This is a genomic window from Acinetobacter portensis (assembly GCF_023158935.1).
In the GTDB taxonomy this organism is placed as follows: Bacteria; Pseudomonadota; Gammaproteobacteria; order Pseudomonadales; family Moraxellaceae; genus Acinetobacter; species Acinetobacter faecalis.
Window position 1 is genome coordinate 593,347 of the sequence record NZ_CP096120.1, and the last position, 25,754, is coordinate 619,100.

The 25,754-nt window shown below is 34.6% G+C and carries 26 protein-coding genes; 13 read left to right on the plus strand and 13 right to left on the minus strand.

Annotated elements, in window-relative coordinates:
- Positions 1 to 549 precede the first annotated feature (549 nt).
- The gene (gene bfmR / locus MZO21_RS03060) at positions 550 to 1,266 is read left to right on the plus strand and encodes a response regulator transcription factor BfmR (protein ID WP_154772953.1); all 717 of its coding nucleotides are present in this window, start codon (positions 550 to 552) and stop codon (positions 1,264 to 1,266) included.
- A 39-nt stretch (positions 1,267 to 1,305) separates the two neighbouring features.
- Positions 1,306 to 2,967, plus strand: a complete 1,662-nt coding sequence (gene bfmS, locus MZO21_RS03065; protein WP_248103906.1) for an ATP-binding protein — start codon at positions 1,306 to 1,308, stop codon at positions 2,965 to 2,967.
- Between the two features lie 108 nt (positions 2,968 to 3,075).
- On the opposite strand, the gene putP is transcribed toward bfmS, so the two are convergent.
- The 5 genes from putP to MZO21_RS03090 all read right to left on the minus strand — a co-directional run bounded on the left by putP (position 3,076) and on the right by MZO21_RS03090 (position 7,850).
- Positions 3,076 to 4,566 (minus strand): sodium/proline symporter PutP, encoded by a 1,491-nt coding sequence (gene putP, locus MZO21_RS03070; protein ID WP_171501287.1) that lies wholly within the window; start codon positions 4,564 to 4,566, stop codon positions 3,076 to 3,078.
- A gap of 223 nt (positions 4,567 to 4,789) precedes the next feature.
- Positions 4,790 to 5,644: an SPFH domain-containing protein gene (locus tag MZO21_RS03075; protein WP_154772955.1), complete on the minus strand. Its 855-nt coding sequence runs from the start codon at positions 5,642 to 5,644 to the stop codon at positions 4,790 to 4,792.
- 1 nt (position 5,645) lies between these two features.
- Positions 5,646 to 6,131: an NfeD family protein gene (locus MZO21_RS03080; RefSeq protein WP_248103904.1), complete on the minus strand. Its 486-nt coding sequence runs from the start codon at positions 6,129 to 6,131 to the stop codon at positions 5,646 to 5,648.
- Positions 6,132 to 6,243: 112 nt separating this feature from the next.
- Positions 6,244 to 7,161: a patatin-like phospholipase family protein gene (locus MZO21_RS03085; protein ID WP_248103901.1), complete on the minus strand. Its 918-nt coding sequence runs from the start codon at positions 7,159 to 7,161 to the stop codon at positions 6,244 to 6,246.
- Positions 7,162 to 7,223: 62 nt separating this feature from the next.
- Positions 7,224 to 7,850, minus strand: a complete 627-nt coding sequence (locus tag MZO21_RS03090; protein ID WP_248103898.1) for a 1-acyl-sn-glycerol-3-phosphate acyltransferase — start codon at positions 7,848 to 7,850, stop codon at positions 7,224 to 7,226.
- A 129-nt stretch (positions 7,851 to 7,979) separates the two neighbouring features.
- Between MZO21_RS03090 and MZO21_RS03095 the strand changes: the two genes are divergently transcribed.
- The 5 genes from MZO21_RS03095 (at position 7,980) to MZO21_RS03115 (ending at position 14,215) form a co-directional block, all read left to right on the plus strand.
- Positions 7,980 to 9,233 carry an MFS transporter gene (locus MZO21_RS03095; RefSeq protein WP_248103896.1) on the plus strand — a complete coding sequence of 418 codons (1,254 nt, stop codon included), beginning with the start codon at positions 7,980 to 7,982 and terminating at the stop codon, positions 9,231 to 9,233.
- 155 nt (positions 9,234 to 9,388) lie between these two features.
- Positions 9,389 to 10,417: an IS701 family transposase gene (locus MZO21_RS03100; RefSeq protein ID WP_180039189.1), complete on the plus strand. Its 1,029-nt coding sequence runs from the start codon at positions 9,389 to 9,391 to the stop codon at positions 10,415 to 10,417.
- A gap of 93 nt (positions 10,418 to 10,510) precedes the next feature.
- Entirely contained in the window at positions 10,511 to 12,187 is a 1,677-nt protein-coding gene (locus MZO21_RS03105) for a phosphoethanolamine transferase (RefSeq protein ID WP_248103842.1), read from the plus strand.
- A gap of 3 nt (positions 12,188 to 12,190) precedes the next feature.
- Positions 12,191 to 12,868: a response regulator transcription factor gene (locus MZO21_RS03110; RefSeq protein WP_248103843.1), complete on the plus strand. Its 678-nt coding sequence runs from the start codon at positions 12,191 to 12,193 to the stop codon at positions 12,866 to 12,868.
- Positions 12,869 to 12,877: 9 nt separating this feature from the next.
- The gene (locus tag MZO21_RS03115) at positions 12,878 to 14,215 is read left to right on the plus strand and encodes an ATP-binding protein (protein WP_248103845.1); all 1,338 of its coding nucleotides are present in this window, start codon (positions 12,878 to 12,880) and stop codon (positions 14,213 to 14,215) included.
- On the opposite strand, the gene MZO21_RS03120 is transcribed toward MZO21_RS03115, so the two are convergent.
- The 6 genes from MZO21_RS03120 to MZO21_RS03145 form a co-directional block, all read right to left on the minus strand.
- Complete coding sequence (locus MZO21_RS03120) at positions 14,181 to 14,990, minus strand: serine/threonine protein kinase (RefSeq protein WP_248103846.1); 810 nt, start codon at positions 14,988 to 14,990, stop codon at positions 14,181 to 14,183. The two genes, MZO21_RS03115 and MZO21_RS03120, sit on opposite strands and share 35 nt — an antisense overlap.
- 82 nt (positions 14,991 to 15,072) lie before the next feature.
- Positions 15,073 to 15,747, minus strand: a complete 675-nt coding sequence (locus MZO21_RS03125; RefSeq protein ID WP_248103849.1) for a phosphatase PAP2 family protein — start codon at positions 15,745 to 15,747, stop codon at positions 15,073 to 15,075.
- A gap of 131 nt (positions 15,748 to 15,878) precedes the next feature.
- A complete protein-coding gene (locus MZO21_RS03130) occupies positions 15,879 to 16,607 on the minus strand; it encodes an amino acid ABC transporter ATP-binding protein (RefSeq protein ID WP_248103869.1) in 729 nt (242 codons plus the stop codon).
- A 14-nt stretch (positions 16,608 to 16,621) separates the two neighbouring features.
- Complete coding sequence (locus tag MZO21_RS03135) at positions 16,622 to 17,305, minus strand: ABC transporter permease subunit (protein ID WP_248103852.1); 684 nt, start codon at positions 17,303 to 17,305, stop codon at positions 16,622 to 16,624.
- A complete protein-coding gene (locus MZO21_RS03140; protein ID WP_248103855.1) occupies positions 17,305 to 18,048 on the minus strand; it encodes an amino acid ABC transporter permease in 744 nt (247 codons plus the stop codon). Before MZO21_RS03140 ends, MZO21_RS03135 begins: the two co-directional genes overlap by 1 nt.
- A gap of 66 nt (positions 18,049 to 18,114) precedes the next feature.
- A complete protein-coding gene (locus MZO21_RS03145; protein ID WP_248103859.1) occupies positions 18,115 to 19,059 on the minus strand; it encodes a transporter substrate-binding domain-containing protein in 945 nt (314 codons plus the stop codon).
- 563 nt (positions 19,060 to 19,622) lie between these two features.
- Between MZO21_RS03145 and MZO21_RS03150 the strand changes: the two genes are divergently transcribed.
- Both MZO21_RS03150 and MZO21_RS03155 read left to right on the plus strand, forming a co-directional pair.
- A complete protein-coding gene (locus tag MZO21_RS03150; protein ID WP_248103862.1) occupies positions 19,623 to 20,654 on the plus strand; it encodes a molecular chaperone DnaJ in 1,032 nt (343 codons plus the stop codon).
- Positions 20,655 to 20,867: 213 nt separating this feature from the next.
- On the plus strand, positions 20,868 to 20,978 hold the full coding sequence (locus tag MZO21_RS03155) for a hypothetical protein (RefSeq protein WP_228273451.1): 111 nt from the start codon (positions 20,868 to 20,870) through the stop codon (positions 20,976 to 20,978).
- 56 nt (positions 20,979 to 21,034) lie between these two features.
- Here MZO21_RS03155 and MZO21_RS03160 read toward each other — a convergent pair whose 3' ends face one another.
- Positions 21,035 to 21,964 carry a tRNA dihydrouridine synthase gene (locus MZO21_RS03160; RefSeq protein ID WP_248103864.1) on the minus strand — a complete coding sequence of 310 codons (930 nt, stop codon included), beginning with the start codon at positions 21,962 to 21,964 and terminating at the stop codon, positions 21,035 to 21,037.
- A gap of 460 nt (positions 21,965 to 22,424) precedes the next feature.
- Between MZO21_RS03160 and MZO21_RS03165 the strand changes: the two genes are divergently transcribed.
- From MZO21_RS03165 to MZO21_RS03175, 3 genes are all read left to right on the plus strand, one after another.
- The gene (locus MZO21_RS03165; RefSeq protein ID WP_154772970.1) at positions 22,425 to 22,640 is read left to right on the plus strand and encodes a cold-shock protein; all 216 of its coding nucleotides are present in this window, start codon (positions 22,425 to 22,427) and stop codon (positions 22,638 to 22,640) included.
- Positions 22,641 to 22,747: 107 nt separating this feature from the next.
- Entirely contained in the window at positions 22,748 to 22,975 is a 228-nt protein-coding gene (locus MZO21_RS03170; RefSeq protein ID WP_154772971.1) for a hypothetical protein, read from the plus strand.
- A 65-nt stretch (positions 22,976 to 23,040) separates the two neighbouring features.
- Positions 23,041 to 23,238 (plus strand): hypothetical protein, encoded by a 198-nt coding sequence (locus tag MZO21_RS03175; protein WP_154772972.1) that lies wholly within the window; start codon positions 23,041 to 23,043, stop codon positions 23,236 to 23,238.
- A 97-nt stretch (positions 23,239 to 23,335) separates the two neighbouring features.
- On the opposite strand, the gene MZO21_RS03180 is transcribed toward MZO21_RS03175, so the two are convergent.
- A complete protein-coding gene (locus tag MZO21_RS03180) occupies positions 23,336 to 24,145 on the minus strand; it encodes a cytochrome C assembly family protein (RefSeq protein WP_248103867.1) in 810 nt (269 codons plus the stop codon).
- A 138-nt stretch (positions 24,146 to 24,283) separates the two neighbouring features.
- Between MZO21_RS03180 and ffh the strand changes: the two genes are divergently transcribed.
- The gene (ffh, locus tag MZO21_RS03185) at positions 24,284 to 25,684 is read left to right on the plus strand and encodes a signal recognition particle protein (RefSeq protein ID WP_154772974.1); all 1,401 of its coding nucleotides are present in this window, start codon (positions 24,284 to 24,286) and stop codon (positions 25,682 to 25,684) included.
- Positions 25,685 to 25,754 lie beyond the last annotated feature (70 nt).

Here is a 25,754-nt window from a genome sequence, read left to right on the forward strand (position 1 = left end):
ATTTGAACTGGGCGAAAAATAGGCCACAGTGTGTGAGGGATAAACACAAGACTTAGTGGTTTAAAGTTGAATTAGACACAAGATACGGGAAAAAATAGCTTAGATCAATATTGACATTTCTCTTTTTTCTTTCGTAGTTTTTTAATCTTTATTTACAAAAAAATAATCATTTTTTGTGTGTGGCTTGATGATGTCTTATGACACAAGGACATAGCATAACAAAGGTCGTATTAAGTGCTTATAGATAAACTTGTGGATAAGTAAAAAAGGATAAGAACAAGCAGACAGTTTCTGATCAAATAATGAAATAGATCAAATTTAATACTAATTGTAAAATTTTATTTCTAATAAATAGGTCAAAACCCCTATAAAAATGAAAACTTTAAATAATTCAATGCGTAAAGAAATATAACAAAATACAACTTTGATGTATCAGTTTGGTGAACGGAATCTTGTTTACAATGTAAACGTGTGTATATTGCAGATATATATTTAAGCGTATCTCTTGGATTTATAAAGAATACGTAATGACTAATAAAGGGGCACCTAATGAGCCAAGAAGAAAAGTTACCTAAAATTTTGATTGTTGAAGATGATGAGCGTCTTGCACGTCTGACTCAAGAATATTTAATCCGTAATGGACTAGAAGTTGGGGTAGAACCAGATGGCAATCGTGCCATTCGTCGCATTATTGCAGAACAACCAGATATGGTTGTACTCGACGTTATGCTTCCTGGTGCAGATGGCTTAACCATTTGTCGTGAAGTGCGTCCGCATTACCATCAACCTATTTTAATGTTAACTGCACGTACAGAAGATATGGATCAAGTACTTGGTCTTGAAATGGGTGCAGATGACTATGTTGCTAAACCAGTTCAACCGCGCGTACTTTTAGCACGTATTCGTGCATTGCTTCGTCGTACAGACAAAGCGCCTGAAGACGAAGTTGCACAACGTATCGAATTTGATGACTTAGTTATTGATAACGGTGGCCGTTCAGTAACTTTACATGGCGAGCTTGTTGACTTTACAAGTGCTGAATATGATTTGTTATGGTTATTGGCTTCAAACGCAGGTCGTATTTTATCTCGTGAAGATATCTTCGAGCGTTTACGTGGTATTGAATACGATGGTCAAGACCGTTCAATTGATGTACGCATTTCGCGTATTCGTCCAAAAATTGGTGATGATCCAGAAAACCCTAAACGTATTAAAACAGTACGTAGTAAAGGTTACTTATTCGTTAAAGAAACCAACGGTATGTAATTGAATTAAGCGTTTTCTGGTCTAGAACAGGACATTCTCGTGTTTAAACACAGTATATTTTTGCGCATATATGGCGGTTTGGTCATATTGGTGGTTTTGGTCGCACTTTTCGGTTATCTGTTGGTGCAGATCATTAACTATCAACGTGCGCAAGAATATAGAGAATCTTTGACAGATGGTATTTCTTATATCATTACAGAAGGTATTTCTAGACAACCGAATGCGCAACAAAAGTTAGACTGGATTTCAGATGCATCTGACTTATTGGAATTACCCATATATTTTGTTGATGCAAATAAAGTTAGTTTAACCAGAACCGAAAAAAAACGAATAGATGAGCAAAAAGCCGCTGTTCGTTATGATGCAAGTAATGCTGTTACTTATGTCATTTTAGGAATAAAAGATGATCCTAATCATTATATTTACATACGTGTAGATAATTTTAATGAGCGTCAAATGAAAGCTTTACCCGTTTTCATTATGGATTATCTTGTTTATTATCCTGGTCAAGAAAAAGAATATCTTCAGAAGCTGCAATCTAAATTTTCATACTCTGTCAGTATTGAAAACATTCAAAATTTACCCTTAGATTCTGAGCAAATTGGTCGATTACGTTTAGATCATAGTATTGTGCTGTATCGTGATAATGCGACAACGCGTGGTACTAATGTTTCTATTGTTTCGCCAATGTCGAACTCCTATTCACAAGTTTTGGTTTTAGGGCCAATTCCACTGTTTAATTGGATGCCAGTTCAATTGGCAGCGGGTATTACGTTACTTAGTTTGTTTGTTTTAAGCCTCGGTGTATATGGTTTGCTCGTTCCAATGCAACGTAAAGTGCGCCAGGTAAATCATGCCCTTAATGGAATGAAAGCAGGTGATATGAGTATTCGATTGCCTGTTGATGGTTCTGATGAAATGGCAAGTTTGGCATCAAGCTATAACAGCATGTCCGACCATATTCAGCGTTTAATTGAAGCACAGCGTGAATTAATGCGAGCGGTTTCGCATGAGTTAAGAACACCTGTTGCTCGAATCCGTTTTGGTATGGAAATACTAGCCGAAGATGATGACTATGACAGTCGACTTCAGCAAGTTGATATGATCGATAAAGATATTGAAGCGCTAAATAATCTTATTGATGAAATTATGACCTATGCAAAATTAGAGCAAGGTACGCCATCATTCGATTATGAAAAAGTAGTATTGCTTGAGGTTTTAGAGCAAGTTGCAACGGAAACTGAAGCATTAAAAACGCAAAAAGAAATAATATTGAATGCACCTCCTGAATATTTACAAGTGGATGCCGAATATCGTTATTTACACCGTGTTGTTCAAAACTTAGTAGGCAATGCCATTCGTTATTGCGATAACAAAGTAATGATTAGTGGTGGTGTGAATGATCATGGTAAAGCTTATATTTGTGTTGAAGATGATGGTGCTGGTATTCCAGAGCAAGATCGAAAACGTGTTTTTGAAGCATTTGCTCGTTTAGATGATAGCCGTACTCGTGCATCGGGTGGTTATGGTCTAGGTTTATCTATTGTAAGTCGTATTGCATATTGGTTTGGCGGTGAAATTAGAGTAGATGAAAGCCCGACTTTAGGTGGTGCAAGATTTATTATGACATGGCCTGCAAAGCGCTTTAAATCAGAAAAAAAGAACTATTTAAAAGGTATGATAGACGGTAAATCTGAATAATTAAGTTTTAAAACTCTGAGTATTTAGATGTGTTTTAAATAGTTGAAAATGTAAAAAAGCCAGTTAGAAAACTGGCTTTTTTTGTTTCATTTAAAAGAAAGCTTTAAATTATTTAGTTGAATCTATATATAACTGATCCGCTTCATTGAAACGATCTGTAATATCTTGGCTTGGTTCTTTATCTAATAAACTCACCACAATAATGGCAATGAATGAACAAATAAAGCCAGGTACAATTTCATAAAGACCTGTTTCGCCAAAGAAGTTTTTCCAAATAATTACAATAGCAGCACCAAGTACCATACCCACTAAAGCACCATTTAAAGTCATACGTTTCCAGAATAACGATAAAATAATAAGTGGACCGAATGCAGCACCAAAACCAGCCCAAGCATAAGCCACTAAACCAAGTACTTTAGATTCAGGATTTGCAGCTAACCAAATTGCAAGAACAGCAATAAGAAGAACCATTAAACGACCTACCCAAACCAACTCATTTTGAGATGCTGCTTTACGGATAAATGTTTTATAGAAATCTTCAGTTAAAGTGCTTGAACATACAAGTAATTGGCAGCTTAATGTACTCATTACTGCTGCTAAAATTGCCGCTAAAACAATACCTGCAATCCATGGGTTAAATAAAATTTTAGTTAATTCCATGAATACGGTTTCAGGGTTTGCATTTACAACCGCAGCCAATTCAGGATGTTGTTGGAAATAAGCAATACCAATAAAACCTGCAGCAACTGCACCACCTAAACATAAAATCATCCATGTCATGCCAATACGACGCGCATTTGGAATAGATTTTACAGAGTCCGCAGCCATAAAGCGTACAAGAATGTGCGGTTGACCAAAGTAGCCTAAGCCCCAAGCAAGTAATGAAATAATGGCAATAAAGCTTAAATCACCCATGATATTCATGGCTTGTGGACGAGCTGCTTCAAGTGCCATTGTTACTTGAGATAGGTCAGAGAACGTTAAAATAGCAACAATTGGTGTTAGTAAAAGCGCAAAAATCATTAAGCCAGCTTGAATGGTATCTGTCCAACTTACAGCCAAGAAACCACCAATAAATACATAGCTAATGGTTGCTAAAGCACTTACCCATAATGCTGTGCTATAAGACATTTCAAACATACTTTCGAATAAACGCGCACCAGCAACCATGCCTGAAGCACAGTAAATTGCGAAGAAAATTAAAATAATAAATGCAGACGCAATACGTAAAATTTTCTTATTGTCGTTAAAGCGGTTGGCAAAATAGTCTGGCAGGGTAAGAGCGTTATTTTGAACTTCAGTATGTACACGTAAACGACCAGCAACTAAATACCAGTTGATCCATGCACCAATAATAAGACCAATTGCAATCCACGCTTCAGAAAGACCTGCAAGATAAATCGCACCAGGCAAGCCCATGAGTAACCAACCACTCATGTCAGATGCACCTGCTGAAAGTGCAGTAACGAAACTACCTAAGCGTCTTCCGCCAAGAATATAATCTGAGAAGTTAGTGGTTGCGCGGTAAGCCATTAGGCCAATGAAAACCATGGCGACGATATAGAATAAAAAGGTTATTAATGTAGGATTTAAATTCATAACTATGTCCATGTCAGGATATATAGAAACTGTGTTTTAAAGTGAATTTTTTAAGGCTTTTAATTAGCTTCACTTAAAACTTGTTTGCTAATCATATATAAGTTTAAAAATAAATAGTAATTTTATACAAAATTTATTAATAATTGCCGTGTTATCGTAAGCAAAAAAAATATGGGCAGCAAATTTGCTACCCATATTGTGTGAAGTTAATAGCTTTAGTTTTTTAGTTGCCACGCCCCATAATGCCGCGAATAGTACTTAAAATATCGGCAGGAAGCACAACAGTTTTTGCATTATTCGATTTAGACATATCTTGCATAGCTTTTACATATTGTTCACCTAATAAGTAAGCAACAGGAATCTCTTTATCGCCAACCGCTGAAGTTACTAATTCAATTGCACGTTGTGAAGATTCCGCTAAAACAATTTGTGCTTCTGCATCACGACGAGATGCTTCTAAACGACCATCTGCTTCAAGAATAGCAGCTTGTTTTTCACCATCAGCTTTCGTTACTGTTGCACGACGTTGACGTTCTGCGGCAGCTTGTTCTTCCATCGCAGTTTGCATGGTGTGAGATGGCTTAATATCTTGAATTTCTACAGTTTTAAGCGTAATACCCCAATCTGCAATATCATCTGAAATAGCAGCTTTAAGCTTTGCTTTAATATGGTCACGTGAAGATAAAGCATCATCTAAGTCCATTTCACCTACAATTGAACGTAGTGATGTTTGAACCATGTTTTGAATTGCCCAGGTGTAGTTTTCAATACCATAAACGGCTTTTTCAGGCGTTGTTAAGTTAATGTACGCAACAGCATTCATTAAAAGAACCGCGTTATCACGTGAAATTACTTCTTGTGATGGAATATCAAGTACGATGTCTTTCGTTGTAACTTTATATGCAACTTCGTCAATATAAGGAATAACAAAGTTTAGACCAGGACCAAGTGTTGTATGGTATTTACCTAAGCGCTGTACAATCCATTTATAACCTTGCGGAACAATACGTACGCCTTTAAAAATTGTTATTGCAACAAAGGCTAAAAACGCCAATACAATAATAGAACCAGCTGACATTTTATTTACTCACTTTTTCATTTTCATAATTGGTGGTGTGTGCTTGTACAACTAAATCGTTGCCTAAAATATCGATTACACGAACGCGATCGCCAACTTGTACATACGATTGTGTACGGCAATTCCATTCATCAGAACCTAATACAGGCATTGGGAATCGAACTTTAATTTGGTCATGCTCTAAGTTATTTTGAATGACCATTCCAACTTGTCCAATTGTTGCTTCACGAGATAAACCTGCTTTGGTTTTATCTATGGAAAGCGGTTTTATGTATTTAAACCAAAAGACAGTTGCTAGAACGGAAAGGATAATCCAAGTAATAATTTGAGCTGTTTGCCCCATAGATGGAAATAGCCAAAGTAAAACTCCGACTAAAATAGCGCCTATGCCAAACCAAAGTGCAGCAAAAGCTGGAAGCATTAATTCAGATAAAATTAAAGCAATACCCAATACAAACCAATGCCACGGTTCCAAAATTAATTCCATACATTTTCTCTTTGTATTAGTAATGAATAAGGAAATGTTTGATATAGATGACGAGTCATCTATATCAATTTAACAGATGCAAACCTATGTGCATATAGCAAATTTCTTGATTTTAAAATTTAGCTCTAGGCGCGGGTTTCAATGCAACAGGTGATTTTTTGAAATCTGCAATAGCTTTATTAATGGCATGAATTTTGAGCTGAGTCGCTTTCTCACCCGCTAAAATGGTTTCATGGCTTGCTTTTAAATCGAGCGTTCCAATATGACCAACTTTAGGTTGAATCACGATATTGGCTTGTTTGAGCTCTTCATTAATACTTTGTTGTCCCATAATATTAATGGTTTGGTCGAGTAAACCAAACATACTTGTGGCTTTTCCACCTTCAGGGCGAGCAGAAATATCGACTGCAATTACAAGGTCTGCACCCATATCTTTTGCAGTTTTTACAGGAATTGGGCTCACTAAACCACCATCTACATACTTAACACCTGCAATGGTGGCAGGTACAAATACGTTAGGAATGCTGCAAGATGCACGAACAGCTTGTCCTGCATTGCCTTTAATAAACTCAACTTTTCTACCATTGTCTAAACGTGTAGCAACGGCAGCAAAGCGAATTGGAAATTTTTCCATAGGTTTATTTGCGACATTTTTATTGACATAGTCTTGTAGCTTTTGACCAAGCAAAATGCCTTGTCTATTTAATGTTAAATCTCGAATATCTGATTCTTTAAAATTCAACGCAATTTGCTGTAGTTGATAAGGTGATTTTCCGCTTGCATATAAACTACCAACAAAACTACCTGCACTTGTTCCTGTCACAATTTTGGCTTTAATGCCATGAGATTCAAGAACTTTAATGACGCCAATATGAGCAAAACCTTTTGCACCACCACCACCAAGAGCAATAGCAATAACGGGTTCACGTGCTTTAATTGCTGTAGTTTGCGGTGTTGTTTTCGTTGCTTTGTCGCAACCAAATAAGCTTAAACCAAGAATGGCAAGAAGGGGGAGATGCAATAATTTCATAAATTAAACAAAATGAATTAAACAAATAATGAGCACATATCACCAAAAAGTAGAGTATTTTGCTAGTCTTTTTTCCAATGCTTTTGTAACGGCTTTGCTAACCACTTTTCATGTTTAGGTGAAAATTTACCTTCATAAATCTTTAATATGCTTTCTAAGTCTTGCTCATAATTGCCTGTTGTTTCAAATGTTCCTAAAATTCGAATAATTTTATGTTGATAGTCAAATGCAAACATAACAATTGGAATTTGAGCTGTATCGGCAATATGATAAAAACCGCTACGAAATTTTTCTGCTTCTTTACGTGTACCTTCGGGTGCCATTCCTACCCAAATTTGCTCTTTAGATGCAATAATATCTGCAATTTGTTGTGTATGTCCTTGTGGCGAATTTCGTACCACAGGAATCACGCCAATCCATTCTAAAATTGGTTTTAACGGTGTTTTAAACAGTGAGTGTTTACCAAATATAGTAATTTTTATATTTAAACCGAGTAAAGCTAGAAAACCGTACCAAGCGTCTATATTAGATGTATGCGGAGAAATAATAGCGACGGCTTTTGGTAAGTTTGGAAACTCACCATGCATTTCCCAACCTTGAGCTAGAAAAATACGTTTAAACATCATTTGTGTATAAACACTCGAGTTTCGATGTGGAACTAAAGGCGGTAATGTAGGAAATTTTTTCATATTATTTTTATCTTAATTGAAAAGTAAGATTATATATAAATTTTAAGCTTTAATATGGATATGATCATTGGCAGAATACGATATGCCTTATGTGTATAAGTACAAAAATATTATCTGCTTGGGAAATTCATGTCTAATTTACGTAATGTTTATCTTATTTTGTTTTCATTATATTGGGCGCAAGGTTTACCTGTAGGTTTTATGACACATGCTTTACCTGTCATTTTAAGGGCTCAGGGTGTCTCACTTGCACATATTGGTGGCTTTGGTTTACTCATGTTGCCTTGGTCAATCAAAATACTTTGGGCGCCATTGGTCGATAAATTTGGACATCAAAAATTAGGTCATTATAGATCTTGGATTATTCCAACACAGTTATTAACTATTTTTGTGCTTATTGCACTTTCATTTATTCCAATCGAATCTTTAAATCAGCCAGTGTATTTATTGGCATTTTTTGTTGTTTTGCTCAGTATGAATTTAATTGGAGCTACGCAAGATATTGCAACAGATGGCTTGGCTGTAAATATTTTAAAAAATGAACAACAACAATGGGGGAATACCTTTCAGGTTATCGGTTCAAGATTAGGCTTTATTGTGGGTGGCGGTGCAATTTTATGGGCTTTAGATTGGCTCAATTGGCAAATGACGTTTTTAGTATTGGCAGGCTTAGTTGCTTTAAACACACTTCCTATTTTATTGACGAAAGAACCACAGCATAAAAGTAAGCTACAACAAAATAATAAGATTCAATTTGAGTGGGCAAATGTAAAAGCATATTTATCTTATTTTACTCAAACGCCTTTGTTGATGTCATGGTTGATTGTTCTTGTAACTTTTAAAGTTGCAGATGGTTTATCTGGACCATTATTGAAGCCATTAATGGTTGATATGGGGTTAAGTTTTTCGCAAATTGGTATTTATGTGACGATGCTCGGTGCTTTCGCTGCGCTTGTCGGTGCAGGAATAGCAGGACTAAGTTTGAAATTTATTTCTAGAACAAATGCATTGCTGAGTTTTTCAATTTTAAAAGTTTTTAGTTTGTCCGCATATGCATATTTGGCATATTTATTTGAAGCAAAAATACAAATTTCACGGTGGTTAATTTATAGCGTGAATGCATTAGAGGATATGGTGTCTTCTATGTTGTTAGTCGTAATGCTGACTTTGGTAATGCAATATAGCCGTAAAGATTTCGCAGGGACAGATTTCACTTTTCAAGTCGCAATTATGGCAACTGTAAGTGGTGCTTTATATAGTCTGAGTGGGATTTTGGGTGATATTTTTGGCTATAAAATCTATTTATGTATAATATGTTTGATTGCGTTAATTACAATTATGCCCATTATCAAATGGTCAAAACTAAATAAATCACCCTCTTAATAATTAAGTTTATCACTTAATGAATTCTATAAAAAAATAAGAAACTTATCCATAAATTAAGCTTCTAAATATTTTTATTATTTCCATATAAATTAAAAATAGGACTTACGCATTGACGGATTCAAAAAAGTATTAAAATACTTTATAAAGTATCTGTGATCAGACGAATTAAACATGCTTCTACAGCAACTTGTACATTACCCATTTATATGGGCTTTCTCATGACAGAACCGAACTCTATTAGCTGCACACAACTTGCCGAGACTTATAATATCTCGCATGATAGTGTAAATCGCTTTCTAGAGCGTGAAGACTACACACCTCACGACCTATATCAAGAATCAATTCAACATATTGATAATAATAAACTTATAGTCAGTATTGATGATACTGTTTTAGATAAACCATATAGTCAACATATGGACTTGGTTAGCTATTTTTGGTCAGGCAAACACCACCGATCCGTCAAGGGTATTAATCTCATTACCTTGTATGCGACAGATCAAAATGGTCAAAATATTCCAATTAATTTCCGAATTTATGACAAATCTGAAAGTAAAACCAAGAATGATTACTTTATGGATATGTTAAGTGAAGTACTCAGTTGGGGTGCAAAGATTCAATTTATTACAGGTGATAGTTGGTATTCATCGACTGGAAATCTAAAAACCATAAGAAAATATGGTATTCGATTTATGTTTGGTATCGACTGTAACCGTAAGGTTTCCCCAGAAAAAGGACAATGGTTTCAACTGCGTTTATTGCCAGATTTCCATCAGGGTCAAGTGATCTGGCTCAAAGATTTTGGCTTTGTACAATTATTTAAGACTCAGTTAAAAGAACAGCAGAGGTTTTATATTGTGCATCAAGATGAAGATGATTTATTGTCCTTTGAGGGTTTTCATGAATTACATTCAAGTCATTGGAAAATAGAGCAATATCACCGGGTGATTAAACAGGTTTGTCATATTGAAAAGTTTCAAGTAAGACGATCTAAACTGATTTTGAATCATATTTTTTCAGCCTTGATGGCCTACGTTGAGATACAAAAGAACCAGTTTGAGCGGATCTTTGAAAATGTATATCGTTGGCAGAAGAAATTATTTAGACCAGTTATCAAAAACTTCATTGATGACTTTATTCTCGATAAAAATCATCTGCTACCACAGAGAATCTATAAATAATAGTGCGTAAGTCCTAAAAAATTCTAATTTAAGTATTTTTTAAGTTTTAAATTTTACCTTAAGTCATTGGATTTTCCCTTTGATAAAATTTTTATGCAAAATTTAAAAGCAAAATTAAGCCAGCTAAGAAATAAAATTAAGCCTATTAGCTTAGGTCAATTCAATTTATTGATCGCTTTATGGCTTGGTATTATTCTAAATATTGGATTTTATGAAAAAGTAAATGAACTCACGCCATATCAAGGTTTTAAAGCTGGTCTTTTTATTACAGCAACAATTTGTATTGTCATCGCTTTTTATAATCTTGTCATGCAACTTTTTGCTTGGAAGTGGACTGCAAAAGTATTCGCAATAATTTTAATTGTTATTGGTGGATTTAGTTCATATTTCGTGAATAGCTTGGGAATAATAATAACTTCAGACCAAGTTCAAAATATGATGCAAACTGACATAAAAGAAGTAAATGACTTACTTTCACCACAGCTTTTAACTTGGATGTCTGGTGCAATTGTTTTGCCAGTTTTTGCTATCTTACTTGTCCGCTTAAAAGATGAAGCTGCACTTAAAATGCTATTAAAGAAAGCTGTTTATAGTTTTGCATCTTTAGCTATTATCGGTGGATTATTATTTAGTTTTTATGTCGATTTTGCAGCAATCTTTCGCGAGCATCGTGACCTAAAAGGAATGATTTCACCGCAGAATGCAATTGCCTCTACAACATCATATTTTCATAAAAAAGCACCTAAAAAGAACTTACCATTACTAACTTATGGCGATGATGCACATTTGGTTGAAAAAATAGGTAGTTTAAATACACCTAAACTGATGGTGTTAGTGGTTGGTGAAACAGCACGTGCAGAAAGCTTTTTATTAAATGGTTATTCAAAAAATACAAATCCAAAGCTATCTAAACAAGACATTATTAATTTTAGTCAGGTGAGTTCTTGCGGTACAGCAACAGCTGTTTCAGTACCTTGTATGTTTTCTGGTATGCCAAGAGATGCTTATGATGAAGAACTTGCAAGTCACCGTGAGGGATTATTAGATATTGCTCAACGAGCAGGATACAAGGTGACTTGGATAGATAATAACTCTGGTTGTAAAGGCGCATGTGATCGAGTTGAAGAATTTGAAATACCTAAAGAATTAAAGCAAAAGTGGTGTGATAACTCGGGTGAATGTTTAGATGGAATTTTGGTTGATAGCTTAAAGCTGTACTTAGGAAAAATTCCTGATAAAGATAAAGCACCACGTTTAATTGTATTGCATCAAATGGGTAGTCATGGTCCTGCATACTTTAAGCGCTCAACAGATGAGTTTAAAAATTTCAAACCAACATGCGATACAAATGCCATTCAAGGATGTAGTCAAGAAGCTTTAATTAACTCTTATGACAATACAATTTTATATACAGATCATGTATTAAGTGAATTAATTGATACCTTAAAACAGGATACAAAATATCAAACAGGTTTCTGGTATTTGTCAGATCATGGTGAATCTACAGGTGAAAAGGGGCTATATTTGCATGGTGCTCCTTATGCAATTGCACCAAGTCAGCAAACCCATGTTCCAATGTTAATGTGGTTTTCACCTCAATGGAAACAATCAATTTCGCATGAATTGGATTGTTTGAATCAACGAAAAAATCAACAATTTAGTCAAGATAATTTATTTCCATCAATGTTATCTTTACTTGGAATTAACACAAAAGTGTTAGATTCAAAGCTGAATATGTTTAATCAATGTAATGCCAAAACACGAGCATAAATTATGAGTAAAGTTCTCATTATTGAAGATGATTTTATGATTGCAGAATCCACTCAAACTTTATTGAAATATCATGGATATGAAGTGGAGTGGGTGAATAATGGTTTAGAAGGATTGCGCTGTCTGCAACAGAGTCAATTTGATATAGTTTTGCTTGATTTGGGCTTACCTATGATGGATGGTATGCAGGTTTTGAAGCAGATACGCCAAAATTATGCACATTTGCCTGTACTTATAATCTCTGCAAGAGATCAGTTGCAAAATCGTGTAGATGGTTTAAATCAAGGCGCGGATGATTACTTAATTAAACCTTATGAATTTGATGAATTACTAGCCAGAATTTATGCATTATTACGCCGTGCAGGTGGACAAAACTCAAAGTTTGAAAATACTAATATTATAAAATATGGCGATTTAATTTTAGATATTGAACAACATATAGTGAAATTTAAAGGTGAATATATTGACCTGTCTAATAGAGAGTGGGCAATTCTTTTACCTTTAGTTAGCCATCCAAATAAAATTTTTTCAAAAAGTAATTTAGAAGATAAGTTATATGATTTCGATACAGAAATTAATAGTAATACGATAGAAGTTTATATTCATCATTTACGTAATAAGTTGGGTAAAGACTTTATTCGTACGATACGTGGTTTAGGCTACAGACTTGGCCAACTTTAGGACACTTAAATGAAGGCTCATTACTCTTTAAAAAAACGCCTGATAATTTATGTTTCCATATTTAGTGTGGTATTAGGCTGCTTACTTATTTTTTCTGCGTATCGAATTGCACTTGAAGAAATTGATGAAATTTTAGATGCTCAGATGCAAAATTTGGCAGAACGTGTAGCAGACCATCAGCCTCAGCCAGCACGAAGTGATTTTGATGCACATGAGCGTTATCACGAAGAAGATTTATTTGTTGATGTTTGGGCTTATGATCAACAAGATCACTTAAATGATGAATTAAATTTATTGGTAGCACCAGTTAAGAAAAAGGGCTTCTATTCACATAATACAATACATGATGAGTGGCACACATATGTGCTTCCATCTGAAAAATATCAAATTCAGGTAAGTCAACAAAACTCAGTTCGTAAGAGCTTAGCTTTTGAGTTGGCGCTAAATATGTTTATTCCATATGTGCTATTTTTACCTTTTGCATTATGGAGCTTAATTTGGGTTATTCGTAGGAACTTAAAGCCTTTAGATGATTTTAAAGATGAATTAATAAAGCGAGGTGCATACGAATTAAAACCTATTCAAGCGAATCAATATCCTGAAGAAATTACCCCAACCATTCAAGAAATGAACCATCTTTTTGAAAGAATTTTATCTTCACAACAAGAACAAAAACAGTTTACAGCAGATGCTGCACACGAGCTTAGAACACCAATTACAGCATTGAATTTACAAACTAAAATTTTATTGCAACAGTTTCCAAATGATCCTGCAATTAAAAATTTAAGTAAAGGTTTGGTACGTGTTCAGCATTTGGTGAGTCAGTTATTGAGTTTAGCAAAACAGGATTCATCTGTTTATAATGAAGAAGCACAATTATTTGATTTAAATCAGTTAACAGTCGGTTGTGTGGAACAGTTAATTCAGTTTGCATTACAAAAAGAAATAGACTTAGGAATGGATGAACAGCAAAAAATTGAGCTGTTTACACAAGAATACGCTGTGCATTCTATCATTTATAATTTAATTGATAATGCGATTAAATATACACCTGAAAAGGGCATTATTAATGTTTCTATTTCACGAGAGAATAGCCGAGCCGTTATTATAGTAGAGGATAGTGGTTCAGGAATTGATGTTTCGCAATTTGATAATATTAAAAAGCGTTTTTATCGCATACATAATCATAATGAAATTGGCAGTGGTTTAGGCTTATCTATTGTAGACAAAGCCATTCAACACTTGCGGGGAAGTTTAGAATTTTCAAAGAGCGAAAATTTGGGTGGTCTAAAAGTAACTGTAAAACTACCAATTATGAAACATAATTTAATTCACGCTGATTATTAAGCATTTTAAGTATGGAAATACACTTTGTAAGCCGTTTTCCATCGTTTCCTAATTTTTCCGGTTTTAGTTTAAGTAACCATGTGATTTTGCGCCCAACACGACAAATATCATTAAATACATCTGGATTGGATTTAAGTGTATTAACAAGTAGTTTAGAGGCTTGATTAAGTTCATGCTCTTCAAAGCGGTGAGTGGTAGAAAAAATAAAACATAGCCAATCACGAGTATGACAATCTTTTAAACTTAAATATTGACCAGGATCAGTTTCAAAATCAATGAATGAAAATTCTTGATCTGTGCCCACTAAAATATTTCGAGCAAAGGCTTCACTTAAATAACTATTTTTCTGATGGATGTTTTCAAGAGCTTTAATAGCCTTGCTAAATAATGTTAAGCGTTGTTCTGATGTTTCTTGGATTGAAAGCGCATGTTCAAGTTGAGTTACAGGCTCTCCATTTGGAGATGCATCTTTTAATATAAAAGCATTATTTTGATGTGCAAGAATGTCTGGAACATGAATATCTAATTTTTTTAATGTTTTAATGCGGCTAATTTCACAAGCAATTGCTTCTTCACCACCATGATTCGGTACAGGTGCAAGCATGCTTAAGCCAAGCAATTTTGAAAACCATTGTAAGGGAAGGTATATCCACGTTGAGTGGCGTTGAGATGCTTTTTTAAGCCAAATTTTTTGATGATTAATTATATAAGATTGAACAGAATTTTCTTGTTCTGAAGCATGTTCTTTTAAAAAATTAGCATAAATTCTAAGCACTATTTTACCAATGTAAATTAAATTGAACTATATTTTAACTAAATTCAATTAATGGGTCATGGAAAGCTACAAATATCATCATTTAAGTTTTTAGTAATTTGAATAAATGGATTGAAATATAGCTAATGAAATTGATAAGCCATATAAACCAAGCTGTCCATAAGTTATGGCTTAAAAAATGTGCGCCACGCATCATTTGAGCCCATCCCATTGCAAAGCCTAAAATAAGCCCTGAAATTAAGAAGAAGTATGCTCGTTTTGAGTCTGTTTTAAAATACAAAAAATAACCTGTCATTAATGCAAAACCTGTGGATGCATGACCACCAGGAAAGCAATGGCCATCGATTGCGTTAAAATTCCATGTAGAACCTGTAGCTGTGGGTATCGTCATATCCCAAGGGCAAGCATGTGCTGAATGCGCTTTTATAATGCCTATTAAAATAGTACATAGCATTGAGATAAAAAAGAAATATGCATAATCGTGACGTAGTGGTTTAAATTTTGGAAACTTAAAAGATGTCACCCATGCAAAAAAATAATAACTGTAAATTAAGATAATAATATTTTTAACATACCGATGATTTAAGGTTGCTAAATACCAATTATCTCTTAGAGGGAATTTTCCAAGCACATCTACCCAAGGGGAAATGAGATATAAATCTAAACTACCGCCTACAGGGATGTAAAACCACAAAATGGAAAAACTTATAATTAAGATTGCACTTTGTATTAAAAAAAATTGGCTTAGTTCTTTCATAATATAAATGAAAATAAATAAGATGAATTAAACAAAACACGCCTTAAAAAAAGCTTAAAAACTCATCAAATATCATAAAAGGTATAAAAAAAGCAGATCATTTGATCTGCTTTTTTATTGTTAAGATTCAATTAGTGAAGAATCTTATCTAAGAACTGTTGAGCACGATCACTACGTTTTGTTGTAAAGAATTCGTCTTTTGTACAGTCTTCTACAATTTTACCTTGATCCATGAAGATCACACGGTTTGCAACCTGACGAGCAAAGCCCATTTCGTGTGTTACACACATCATGGTCATACCTTCTTTTGCAAGCTCAACCATTACATCAAGTACTTCATTAATCATTTCAGGATCTAGAGCAGATGTTGGTTCATCGAACAACATTGCAATAGGGTCCATACTTAATGCACGTGCAATAGCAACACGTTGCTGTTGACCGCCAGAAAGTTGAGAAGGGAATTTATTTGCATGCGCGCTTAAACCAACGCGGTCTAAGTAAGCTAAGCCTTTTTTCTTCGCTTCTTCTTCAGATCGACCAAGAACTTTAACTTGAGCAATCGTTAAGTTTTCCGTAATGCTTAGGTGAGGGAACAACTCGAAGTGTTGGAACACCATACCTACGCGACTACGTAATTTTGTTAAGTCAGTTTTAGGGTCATTAATGGAAATACCATCTACCGTAATTTGACCTTGTTGAAATGGTTCTAAGCCATTTACTGTTTTAATAAGTGTCGATTTACCTGAGCCAGATGGACCACAAACAACAACCACTTCACCTTGACGAATTTGTGTTGTGCAATCAGTAAGTACCTGAAAGTCTTTGTTGTACCACTTGCTCACATTTTGGAGGTCAATCATTACTTTACTATCTGTCATACACTTAACCTCCTTTGTAATTTTTTAACGGCATAAGTTGCGATCATACTTACAGTGAAATATACCAAGCCCGCGAATAGAATATATTGCGTAAGTAGTGCCATAAGGTCACCACGGACATAGTTTGTGCGGAAGAAATCAAGCAAGCCGATGGCATAAACCATGGTCGAATCTTGGAATAAAATAATGGTTTGCTGTAAAAGCAAAGGCGTCATTTTACGGAATGCTTGAGGGAGAATAATGAGTCGCATAGATTGACCGTAAGTCATACCTAATGCTTGAGCTGCTGCTGTTTGCCCACGTGGGATAGATTGAATACCTGCACGGACAATTTCAGAGAAATAAGCAGCTTCAAAGAGCATGAATGCAACAATACTTGAAACCAAAGCAGTATCGATGGTTAAGTAATTTCCAGTGATTGCGGTATATAAAAATGGAACCGCAAAATAGAACCACATCAATACTAAAAGTAATGGAATCGAGCGGAATAAATTGACATAACTTTGTGCAATAACATTCAAAATCTTATTAGATGATAAACGCATTAACGCAAGGATTGTACCAATCGCGATACCACCAATTGTTGCAATTACAACAACTTTTAGTGTGATTGAAAAACCATGCCACAAAGCTGGTGCTGATAATTGAAGGTCAGTGAAAAATGCAGTGAGCCATTCCATTATTTATCTCCTGCAATTAGACCAGGAACACGCAAACGCTTTTCAAGCATCAACATTCCCTTAAGTAGGCAAACGTTAATCACAATGAAAATGATGGTGATAAAGGTATAAATTTCGATGGTATTTTGAGTGTATTCACTGATAGTTTTCATTTGTGAAATAATTTCAGATACACCAACCAAAGACGCAACCGATGTATTTTTTACACAGTTTGTAAGTTCAGAACTTAGCGGCGGTAAAATAGTACGAAACGATTGAGGGAGAATAACGTAGCGATACAACTGGAATGTGCTAAAGCCCATTGCATAACCAGCATTGATTTGACCTTGCGGTAGAGCTTCAATACCTGTACGCACTTGTTCGCAAACACGAGCAGCAGTAAATAAACCAAGACCAATACTTGCAGAAATAAGGGCAGTTGTATTTGCACCTAAATCTGTAATCCACCATGAGTGAATTGGGCCTGGTAAGAAATTTGGTACGACATAGAACCAAATAAATAATTGTATTAGCAAGGGTACGTTACGGAAAATCGTAACATAAGCTGAACCGATATTTCGTGCAGTTTTATTGGGTAAAGTACGCATAATCCCTAAGATGCTTCCAAGCACCATAGCAATAGACCATGCAACAATAGCAATCACAAACAACCAGCCAAGTCCTGTAAGAACCCAATCTAGGTAGGTTGTGCTACCAATGCCAGTGGACTGAAATAAAACTCCCCAGTTCCAACTATAATTCATAGTGACTCCGAAAATAGTCAGGCAAAATAGAATTTTGCCTGACGTATTTATTTATTATTTTAAAGCTTATTTATCTCGGTCATGCGGATTGGAAATTAATGCTTTTAATTGATCAGACATTTCGAAATTTAAGTTGATATTTTTTGGTGGAACTGCAGATTGGAACCATTTTTTGTACATTTCGTTGATTTGACCTGATTTGTACGTTTCAGTAATTGCACCGTCAACAACTTGCTTAAAGCCAGTATCACCTTTACGAAGCATACAACCGTAAATCTCTTGAATTGGTGCAGTACCAACAATTACCCATTTTTCAGGATTAATTGCTTTAGATTTTTCACCAGCAAGTAAAATGTCATCCATCATAAATGCAGCAGCACGGCCACTTTGAAGCATTAAGAAAGATTCAGCATGGTCTTTAGCAGAAATAATTTCGCCAATGCCTAACTCTTTTTCATGCTGACGGATATAACGTTCAGAAGTTGTACCCGCAGTTGTTACAAGTTTTTTACCTTTAAGATCAGCAAAATCTTTAACACCAGAATCTGTAGCTGTAAGTAAGCGAGAACCTACTTGGAAGAAACCTACTGAGAAGTCAACTTGCTGTTGGCGTTCTTTATTATTTGTTGTAGAACCACATTCTAAGTCAACAGTACCGTTAGAAACTAAAGGAATACGATTTTGGCTTGTTACAAGGTTGTAGCGTACTTTTAGGTCTGGAAGGTTAAGTTCTTTTTTAACTGCTTCAACTACTTTCAATTGTAGGTCGTGTGCATAACCAACAGGTTGTGTTGGATTATCTGCAATATAAGAAAATGGAATAGATGAGTCTCGGTAGCCAAGAACAATAGTTCCAGATTTTTTGATTTTGTCTAATGTCCCCGAAGTAGCTGCAGTATCAGATGATGCTGAGTCTGTAGCAGCAGGAGCTTTGTCATTGCTACATGCGCTTAGACCAAGCATAAGAGCACCTGTACAAAGAACAGATAGAGTGGTGTGTTTGAACTTCATGTATAAACTCCGTTTCTATAATTATTTCTGTTTTGGTTTTGATGTATTAAATACGCTTTTTGTATAAAAGATGTATTTAATATTGCAAATAAGTAACCCGTATTTATCTTATGCGAGTTATTACTCTTTGCTCAAGGAAAATAATTTCACAGTTTATTTGAGGCTAAATAGTGATCAAGTTGTCATTTTGTTTTGTAATAACCCTTAATTTATATGCCTTCCGTGACAATTAATTTTCAAAGATTGTTGTTAAAATATACATAAATTCGTGTATAAATACACCATTATGAGAAGCTAGTTACATTTTGTAACTAATATGTTTTGGCTACAAAACTATTTAAATGTAGAAAAAATGAATAATTCTCTCTTAAATGAAAGAGATAATTATAAATCTAATATTTTAGTTATCGTTTTTATGTATTAATAACACATTGAAAGTATTTGAAATAATTTTCTAATTTTTAGAATTTGTTTATAAAAAAATCTATTTTTATTGATTGTGTTATTCATCTTATTATTTTTGATCATGCGCTATAATTAGGTTTTCATCTTGCTCAAAATGTATGTCTTCTGAACTTAAAACCACGTTTCAAACTGTTCTTGAAGTTTCACCGCAGCATCAAAAGCTGAAGCGTTTGATTGATGAAATTGAGCAGCAAAAATTATTACTTGAAGAATGGAAACAGGCGCAAGCTGATATTCATAGTTATAGTCAAAAAGCGTTGATGCCTGCTTATCGTAGTTTATATGTAACGTTATTTCAGCAAATGCAGGTGCTTTGGAATAGCTTAAGCGTTTATGGTTTAAGTAAGTTAGATAAAGCTCAAGTTGAAACTAAAATTCAGACTTTGGTAAAGCTCTTAAAAAATTCAAAATTTTTAGATCAAACTCAGTCTAAAGAAGTTGATTCGCTATTTACTTATTATGAACAAGCTGAAGAATATGCAAAGAATAAGAAAAGCAAAAAGAAAATTCAGGAGTTGGATGGTGATTTAACGCAAAGTTTGAATCCTCATGATGATGTTGAAAAATGGAATACCGATGAATATGTTCAAGCACGTGAGCAAGCTAAATTAAAACGTCAGCAAGAAAAACAAGCCAAGGCTTCAAGGCTAGTGAATCAATCGCTTAAAACTGTATATTTAAAAATTGCCGCTATTATTCACCCTGACCGTGAACTTGATGAAAGTAAAAAAGTTGAAAAGACCGAGCTTTTACAACGTGCTAATGAAGCATATGAGCAAGAAGATTTATTCTTTTTACTAAAGTTTCAACTAGAAGTAGAGCAAAATAAAAATGGTTCAAATAAGGGTTTAAGCGCAGAACAAGTGAAGTTTTATCAGCAATCTTTAGAAGCACAAAGCCAAGCGTTGAAAATGCAGATTCAGGAATTAATCGATTCGTTAGTGTGGTCAAATAAAGCCAAAATTTTGGTGAAAAAATCTAAAGGGCAACTGAACATTATGGATTTGTATAAGCAGATCGATGTGGATGTGTCAGCAGTGAAACAGCAATTTAAAGCTGAGAAGCAAAGGCTTAGTTTTATGGGGAAAGAGAGTGGGTTGGAAATGTTATTAGAAAAAGGTGTTTTGTAGCATTTAAAAATGTTCTAAATAAACTCACAGTGGGTAACTTTAATGTCAGAAACAGTGTGTTAGTTTGGATATGTTCAATAATGGAGTATCTTTTTTGATAGTAAAATCTAATTATAAAGAAATATCATATAGCTATTAATACTTTTGAATTAAGTACTTAACTAAAAAATGCGCTATGATGAAGCACTTTTATTTTTTATATGGGGCAGTAGAATGAATTTTCTAAAGAAGAAAAATAAAGCAAGCTTTGTATTTTTCATTCTGGTGCTCTATTCCTGTATAGGAACAGCAGTAGGCTTTTTGTTTATCGATTATCTTCTGTAAGAAATTTAAAAATACTATAAAAAGAAAAAAGCCGAATATTGAATTCGGCTTTTGTTTTAATACGACTTCAGTTTTTCAATAATTTCATCTAATGGTCTTACGCGTTTTACATCATCCCATAAGGTTTTTGCTTCAGGATAATGCTTAGACATCATGCCTAACCATTGTTTATAACGACCAACCATATTCATTTCTTTTTTATATGAACCATTCAAGAAACGAATTTGAAGTTCCAATAATTCATTCCATGTAATAAGTGGTTCATCTGTATTTTGGCGAATACATTGTGTTAAATCTGGTGTTGTTACAGCACCACGACCAATCATTAAGTCTTCACAACCCGATTCTAGTTGGCATTGTTTTGCATCTGCATTTGTCCAAATTTCACCGTTGGCAATCACATTAATTTTAAGTGCTTCACGAATAGGATTTAACTGATCCCAAAAAGCTGGTGGTGTATAACCATCTGCTTTGGTACGTGCGTGAACTGTTACCCATGCTGCGCCTGCATCTTCAATTGCATGTGCATTTTCAAGCATGAAGTTTCTGTCCATATAGCCTAAACGCATTTTTGCAGATACAGGAATATGACTTGGTACAGCATCTCGCACAGCTTTTACTAGTTCGTGTACAACTTCAGGTTCATCGAGTAAAACAGAACCGCCACGGTGTTTATTGACTGTTTTTGCAGGGCAACCAAAGTTCATATCAATGGCAGGTGCGCCAAGTTCTGCTACACGTGCTGCATTGGCTGCGAGCATTTCAGGATCATTTCCTAAAAATTGAACATGCACAGGTGTTCCTGCTGCCGTTTTGCCATCGTTGAGTAATTCTGGGCAATATTGATAAAAGATATGGTCGGGTAAAACAGAGTTGGTGACACGAATGAATTCGGTTACACACCAGTCGAAACTGCCTACGGATGTAAGTACATCTCGCATAATTGGGTCAGTTAAGCCTTCCATGGGTGCAAGCACAAGTTTCAAAGTGTTTTACCTGATGATGAAAAAAAGGGTGTTATACGTTTTTTTAGAGTAGATGTCTAGGGAAAGGTATGGATAGGATTATTGTGTGAAATTTCTTAACGTAATTTGACAATATTTAAGAGGAAAAATCCATTTGATGATGGTTTATTTATAGCCTTTATCTAAGATGAGTGAATGTTGTGTTGAATGAAACTTGTCTTAAGTTAATGTAGATGAAGGTTTTTAAACTTTTTACAAAATAATTAAATATATATATAAGAAAACTTGATTAAATGGTTTTTTAGTGTATAGTTAACTTAACTAGAAAAAAGTCTCGTTTCGGTAAATCTTCTTTAAGTATCGCAGTTTTAGTCATAATCCTTCGTTTTTTCAGATTTTAAGTCTCATTCTTTATTATTTCAAAGTTAAAGCTAGTCAAAAAACATTGGCTTAAAATTATTAAAAATTAGTAGGATATATTATGTCAAACTCAAATGTTGTTAAAGGTACTGTAAAGTGGTTCAACGAAACTAAAGGTTTTGGTTTCATTCAACAAGAATCAGGTCCAGACGTTTTTGCTCATTTCAGCGAAATTTCAAGTTCAGGTTTTAAAACACTTATTGAAGGTCAACTTGTTGAATTCAGTATTGCTCAAGGTCAGAAAGGACCGAATGCTGTAAATATTGTTGCTATCTAAGTAACAATAAGCAGTAATAAAAAGCACTTTCGAGTGCTTTTTTAGACTTTAAAATTTAATTTTTTAGTTGTTTTTTTAATTTATAAAATTCAAATATAGGAAATAAGTTGCTAAAAATAAATGATTTAATAGCAAAATCAAAAAATGGTACTGAAATTATTGTTTCATTAATTCCACTGAATAGATTACAAAATACGCGTCAAGGTTTAAAGTCAGTTGAAGTGGGTAAACGAGTTCTTTTATCTTCTGGTATAGAGGTTGATTTGAATTTAGATGGCTGTAGCTTTTATACATCTTTACACCAATTATTTAAATTAAATCAGAAATTTAATTAGAAATAAAATTAAGAAATATTAAATTTAATTCATTTTTGAACATTACATTATTATTAAGGGAATATATGTTAAAGCAAAGTATTTACGTTAAAGATCAGTTTGGTGTTAAACATGCAATTCAAGCGACAGTCGATTCTGAGTTTGTTAATACGCAATCGCACTCAAATATCAAACATATTACAGTCGATGGTGAAGATATTAGACCAAGCTTTGAAATGTTTTTTCAAAGTGTTTCGAGTGGTAGAATTTTTAAAGTGATTTAAATATATAAATGACGATAAATAAAAAGCCCAATTTTTTAATTGGGCTTTTTTTGTTTTTAATCGTTTGAAAGTTATTAATACTTGAAATAGGGGAGAGTTATCTACCTAAAATCATTTCCAATACAAATTTAGAACCAATAAAACCAAGGGCTAATAAGAAGAATCCCATAATGGTAAAGCGAATGGCTTTTTGACCACGCCATCCAAATTTGTAATGTCCAATAAGTAGCGAGCCATAAATGAACCAAGACACAATACTAAATGCGGTTTTGTGCGCTAAATGTTGACCAAAGAAGTTTTCAATAGTGAAGAAGCCAAAGCCTAAAGCAACAGTTAATAAAGCAAACCCTGCAATCAGCATATCGAATAATAAGGTTTCCATTGCTTGGAAAGATGGCAATAAACTTACCCAAATGCGACGTTTTTGTTTGTTTTTTAATTCTCGATTTTGGAACCACAAAATAACGGCTTGAATAGTCGCCATTAATAGAACGGCATAAGCAGATAAAGAAAGAATAATATGAATATCTAAATAAATAGAAGAATATTCAATGAGCTGTTTATCTTTGCTAAATGCAAAACCTAAAATTAAACCCGTTGCAGCAACAGGAATGCCCAGCAAATTCATAGCAGCAACAGGGCGATAAGTACTAAAAAGCGCACTGAGCAATAGCATCAAGCCTGAGGTAAAAGATACAAGATTGAAAACATCATAATTAATTCCTGCTGGCGTTAACATATCGTTATATAAAACAGCGCCATGCAGAACTAAGCCTAAACCTAGTACAACACCAAAAAACCATTGGTTTGTATTATTTTTTGATATTAAATGACTTAATAAATACCAAAAAGCAGTTACGTATGCGACCAAAGCTAAGACTGTATAAACCAGAGGCAGGCTAATCATGACAAACCTTTTTCAGGATGATGAATATTCATTTATATAAATTCTACTCGAACTAAAGTATCCTATAGCATTCTATGCATAAATTTTCTATTTTAAGAAACATTTTTTTGCTACTAGTTATTTTAAGCGGATTTTGCAATGTTTGATACCTTAACAGAACGACTCACGCAGAGTTTAAGAAATGTTACTGGCTCCGGGCAGCTAACCGAAGACAATATTAAAGATACGTTACGTGAAGTGCGTATGGCACTTCTGGAAGCCGATGTTGCATTACCTGTAACTCGTGAATTCATCGCGAAAGTTAAGGAAGAAGCATTGGGTCAAGAGGTGATGACGCAGTTATCACCAGGTCAAGCCTTCGTTAAAATTGTACATAACGAATTGACCAAAATGATGGGTGAGGCGAATGAAAGCCTAGACCTAGCAGCAAAACCACCAGTTGTTATTTTATTGGCAGGTTTGCAAGGTGCGGGTAAAACCACAACCGCTGCAAAACTTGCACGTTTCTTACAAGAACGTCAAAAGAAAAAAGTGGCAATGGTTTCTGCCGATGTTTACCGTCCGGCGGCAATTAAACAGTTACAAACTGTTGCTGGCGAAGTAGGCGCAATTTTCTTTGAATCTAGTGCAGATGAAAAACCAATTACTATTGCAACTCGTGCAATTGAGCAAGCAAAAATCCAATTTGCTGATGTTTTAATTGTCGATACAGCAGGTCGTTTACATGTCGATGAAGACATGATGGACGAAATTAAAGAGCTTCATACTGCAATTAAGCCAACTGAAACCTTGTTTGTTGTAGATGCAATGACCGGTCAGGATGCTGCAAATACAGCAAAAGCCTTTAATGATGCATTACCGCTTACAGGTGTAATTTTAACGAAAACTGATGGTGATGCGCGCGGTGGTGCGGCACTTTCTGTTCGTGCAATTACAGGTAAGCCAATTAAATTCTTAGGTATGGGCGAAAAGCTTGATGCCTTAGAACCATTCCATCCTGAACGTGTTGCACAACGTATTTTAGGTATGGGTGACGTACTTTCTTTAGTCGAAGAGCTTGAGCGTAAAGTCGACAAAGAAAAAGCCGAAAAAATGGCGAAAAAATTGCAAAAAGGCGGAAGCTTCAACTTTGAAGATATGCTTATGCAATTTGAACAAATGAATAAAATGGGCGGCATGATGGGCTTCTTAGACAAGTTGCCAGGTATGAGCAATGCAGGTCTACAAGACGCACTTGCACAAGCTAACCCAGAAAAACAAGTGAAGAAAATGGAAGCGATTATTCAGTCTATGACACTGAAAGAACGTCGCAATCCAGATTTGATGAACCCAAGCCGTAAAAAGCGTATTGCTGCAGGTTGTGGTATGGATGTTTCAGAAGTGAATAAACTGATTAAACAACATGCTCAAATGGCAAAAATGATGAAGAAATTTGCGAATCCATCAGGTATGGCAAAAATGATGCGTTCATTGGGGGGCTTGCAAAAGCAATTCGGTGGCGGTGGTGGTATGGGTCCACTATTTGGTAATAAGAAATAATTATCGAATTTAAATCATAAAAAAGGCGCTTAATGCGCACTGCTGTCCCATAGTTTGATTTAAATAAAAA

What these genes read in the sequence shown, in the direction of transcription:
- bfmR (WP_154772953.1), top strand. Translation starts at nt 550, where the DNA reads ATGAGCCAAGAAGAAAAGTTACCTAAAATTTTGATTGTTGAAGATGAT.
- putP (WP_171501287.1), bottom strand. Translation starts at nt 4,566, where the DNA reads ATGAATTTAAATCCTACATTAATAACCTTTTTATTCTATATCGTCGCC.
- MZO21_RS03075 (WP_154772955.1), bottom strand. Translation starts at nt 5,644, where the DNA reads ATGTCAGCTGGTTCTATTATTGTATTGGCGTTTTTAGCCTTTGTTGCA.
- MZO21_RS03080 (WP_248103904.1), bottom strand. Translation starts at nt 6,131, where the DNA reads ATGGAATTAATTTTGGAACCGTGGCATTGGTTTGTATTGGGTATTGCT.
- MZO21_RS03085 (WP_248103901.1), bottom strand. Translation starts at nt 7,161, where the DNA reads ATGAAATTATTGCATCTCCCCCTTCTTGCCATTCTTGGTTTAAGCTTA.
- MZO21_RS03090 (WP_248103898.1), bottom strand. Translation starts at nt 7,850, where the DNA reads ATGAAAAAATTTCCTACATTACCGCCTTTAGTTCCACATCGAAACTCG.
- MZO21_RS03095 (WP_248103896.1), top strand. Translation starts at nt 7,980, where the DNA reads ATGTCTAATTTACGTAATGTTTATCTTATTTTGTTTTCATTATATTGG.
- MZO21_RS03105 (WP_248103842.1), top strand. Translation starts at nt 10,511, where the DNA reads ATGCAAAATTTAAAAGCAAAATTAAGCCAGCTAAGAAATAAAATTAAG.
- MZO21_RS03110 (WP_248103843.1), top strand. Translation starts at nt 12,191, where the DNA reads ATGAGTAAAGTTCTCATTATTGAAGATGATTTTATGATTGCAGAATCC.
- MZO21_RS03115 (WP_248103845.1), top strand. Translation starts at nt 12,878, where the DNA reads ATGAAGGCTCATTACTCTTTAAAAAAACGCCTGATAATTTATGTTTCC.
- MZO21_RS03125 (WP_248103849.1), bottom strand. Translation starts at nt 15,747, where the DNA reads ATGAAAGAACTAAGCCAATTTTTTTTAATACAAAGTGCAATCTTAATT.
- MZO21_RS03130 (WP_248103869.1), bottom strand. Translation starts at nt 16,607, where the DNA reads ATGATTGACCTCCAAAATGTGAGCAAGTGGTACAACAAAGACTTTCAG.
- MZO21_RS03135 (WP_248103852.1), bottom strand. Translation starts at nt 17,305, where the DNA reads ATGGAATGGCTCACTGCATTTTTCACTGACCTTCAATTATCAGCACCA.
- MZO21_RS03140 (WP_248103855.1), bottom strand. Translation starts at nt 18,048, where the DNA reads ATGAATTATAGTTGGAACTGGGGAGTTTTATTTCAGTCCACTGGCATT.
- MZO21_RS03145 (WP_248103859.1), bottom strand. Translation starts at nt 19,059, where the DNA reads ATGAAGTTCAAACACACCACTCTATCTGTTCTTTGTACAGGTGCTCTT.
- MZO21_RS03150 (WP_248103862.1), top strand. Translation starts at nt 19,623, where the DNA reads ATGTCTTCTGAACTTAAAACCACGTTTCAAACTGTTCTTGAAGTTTCA.
- MZO21_RS03155 (WP_228273451.1), top strand. Translation starts at nt 20,868, where the DNA reads ATGAATTTTCTAAAGAAGAAAAATAAAGCAAGCTTTGTATTTTTCATT.
- MZO21_RS03165 (WP_154772970.1), top strand. Translation starts at nt 22,425, where the DNA reads ATGTCAAACTCAAATGTTGTTAAAGGTACTGTAAAGTGGTTCAACGAA.
- MZO21_RS03175 (WP_154772972.1), top strand. Translation starts at nt 23,041, where the DNA reads ATGTTAAAGCAAAGTATTTACGTTAAAGATCAGTTTGGTGTTAAACAT.
- MZO21_RS03180 (WP_248103867.1), bottom strand. Translation starts at nt 24,145, where the DNA reads ATGATTAGCCTGCCTCTGGTTTATACAGTCTTAGCTTTGGTCGCATAC.
- ffh (WP_154772974.1), top strand. Translation starts at nt 24,284, where the DNA reads ATGTTTGATACCTTAACAGAACGACTCACGCAGAGTTTAAGAAATGTT.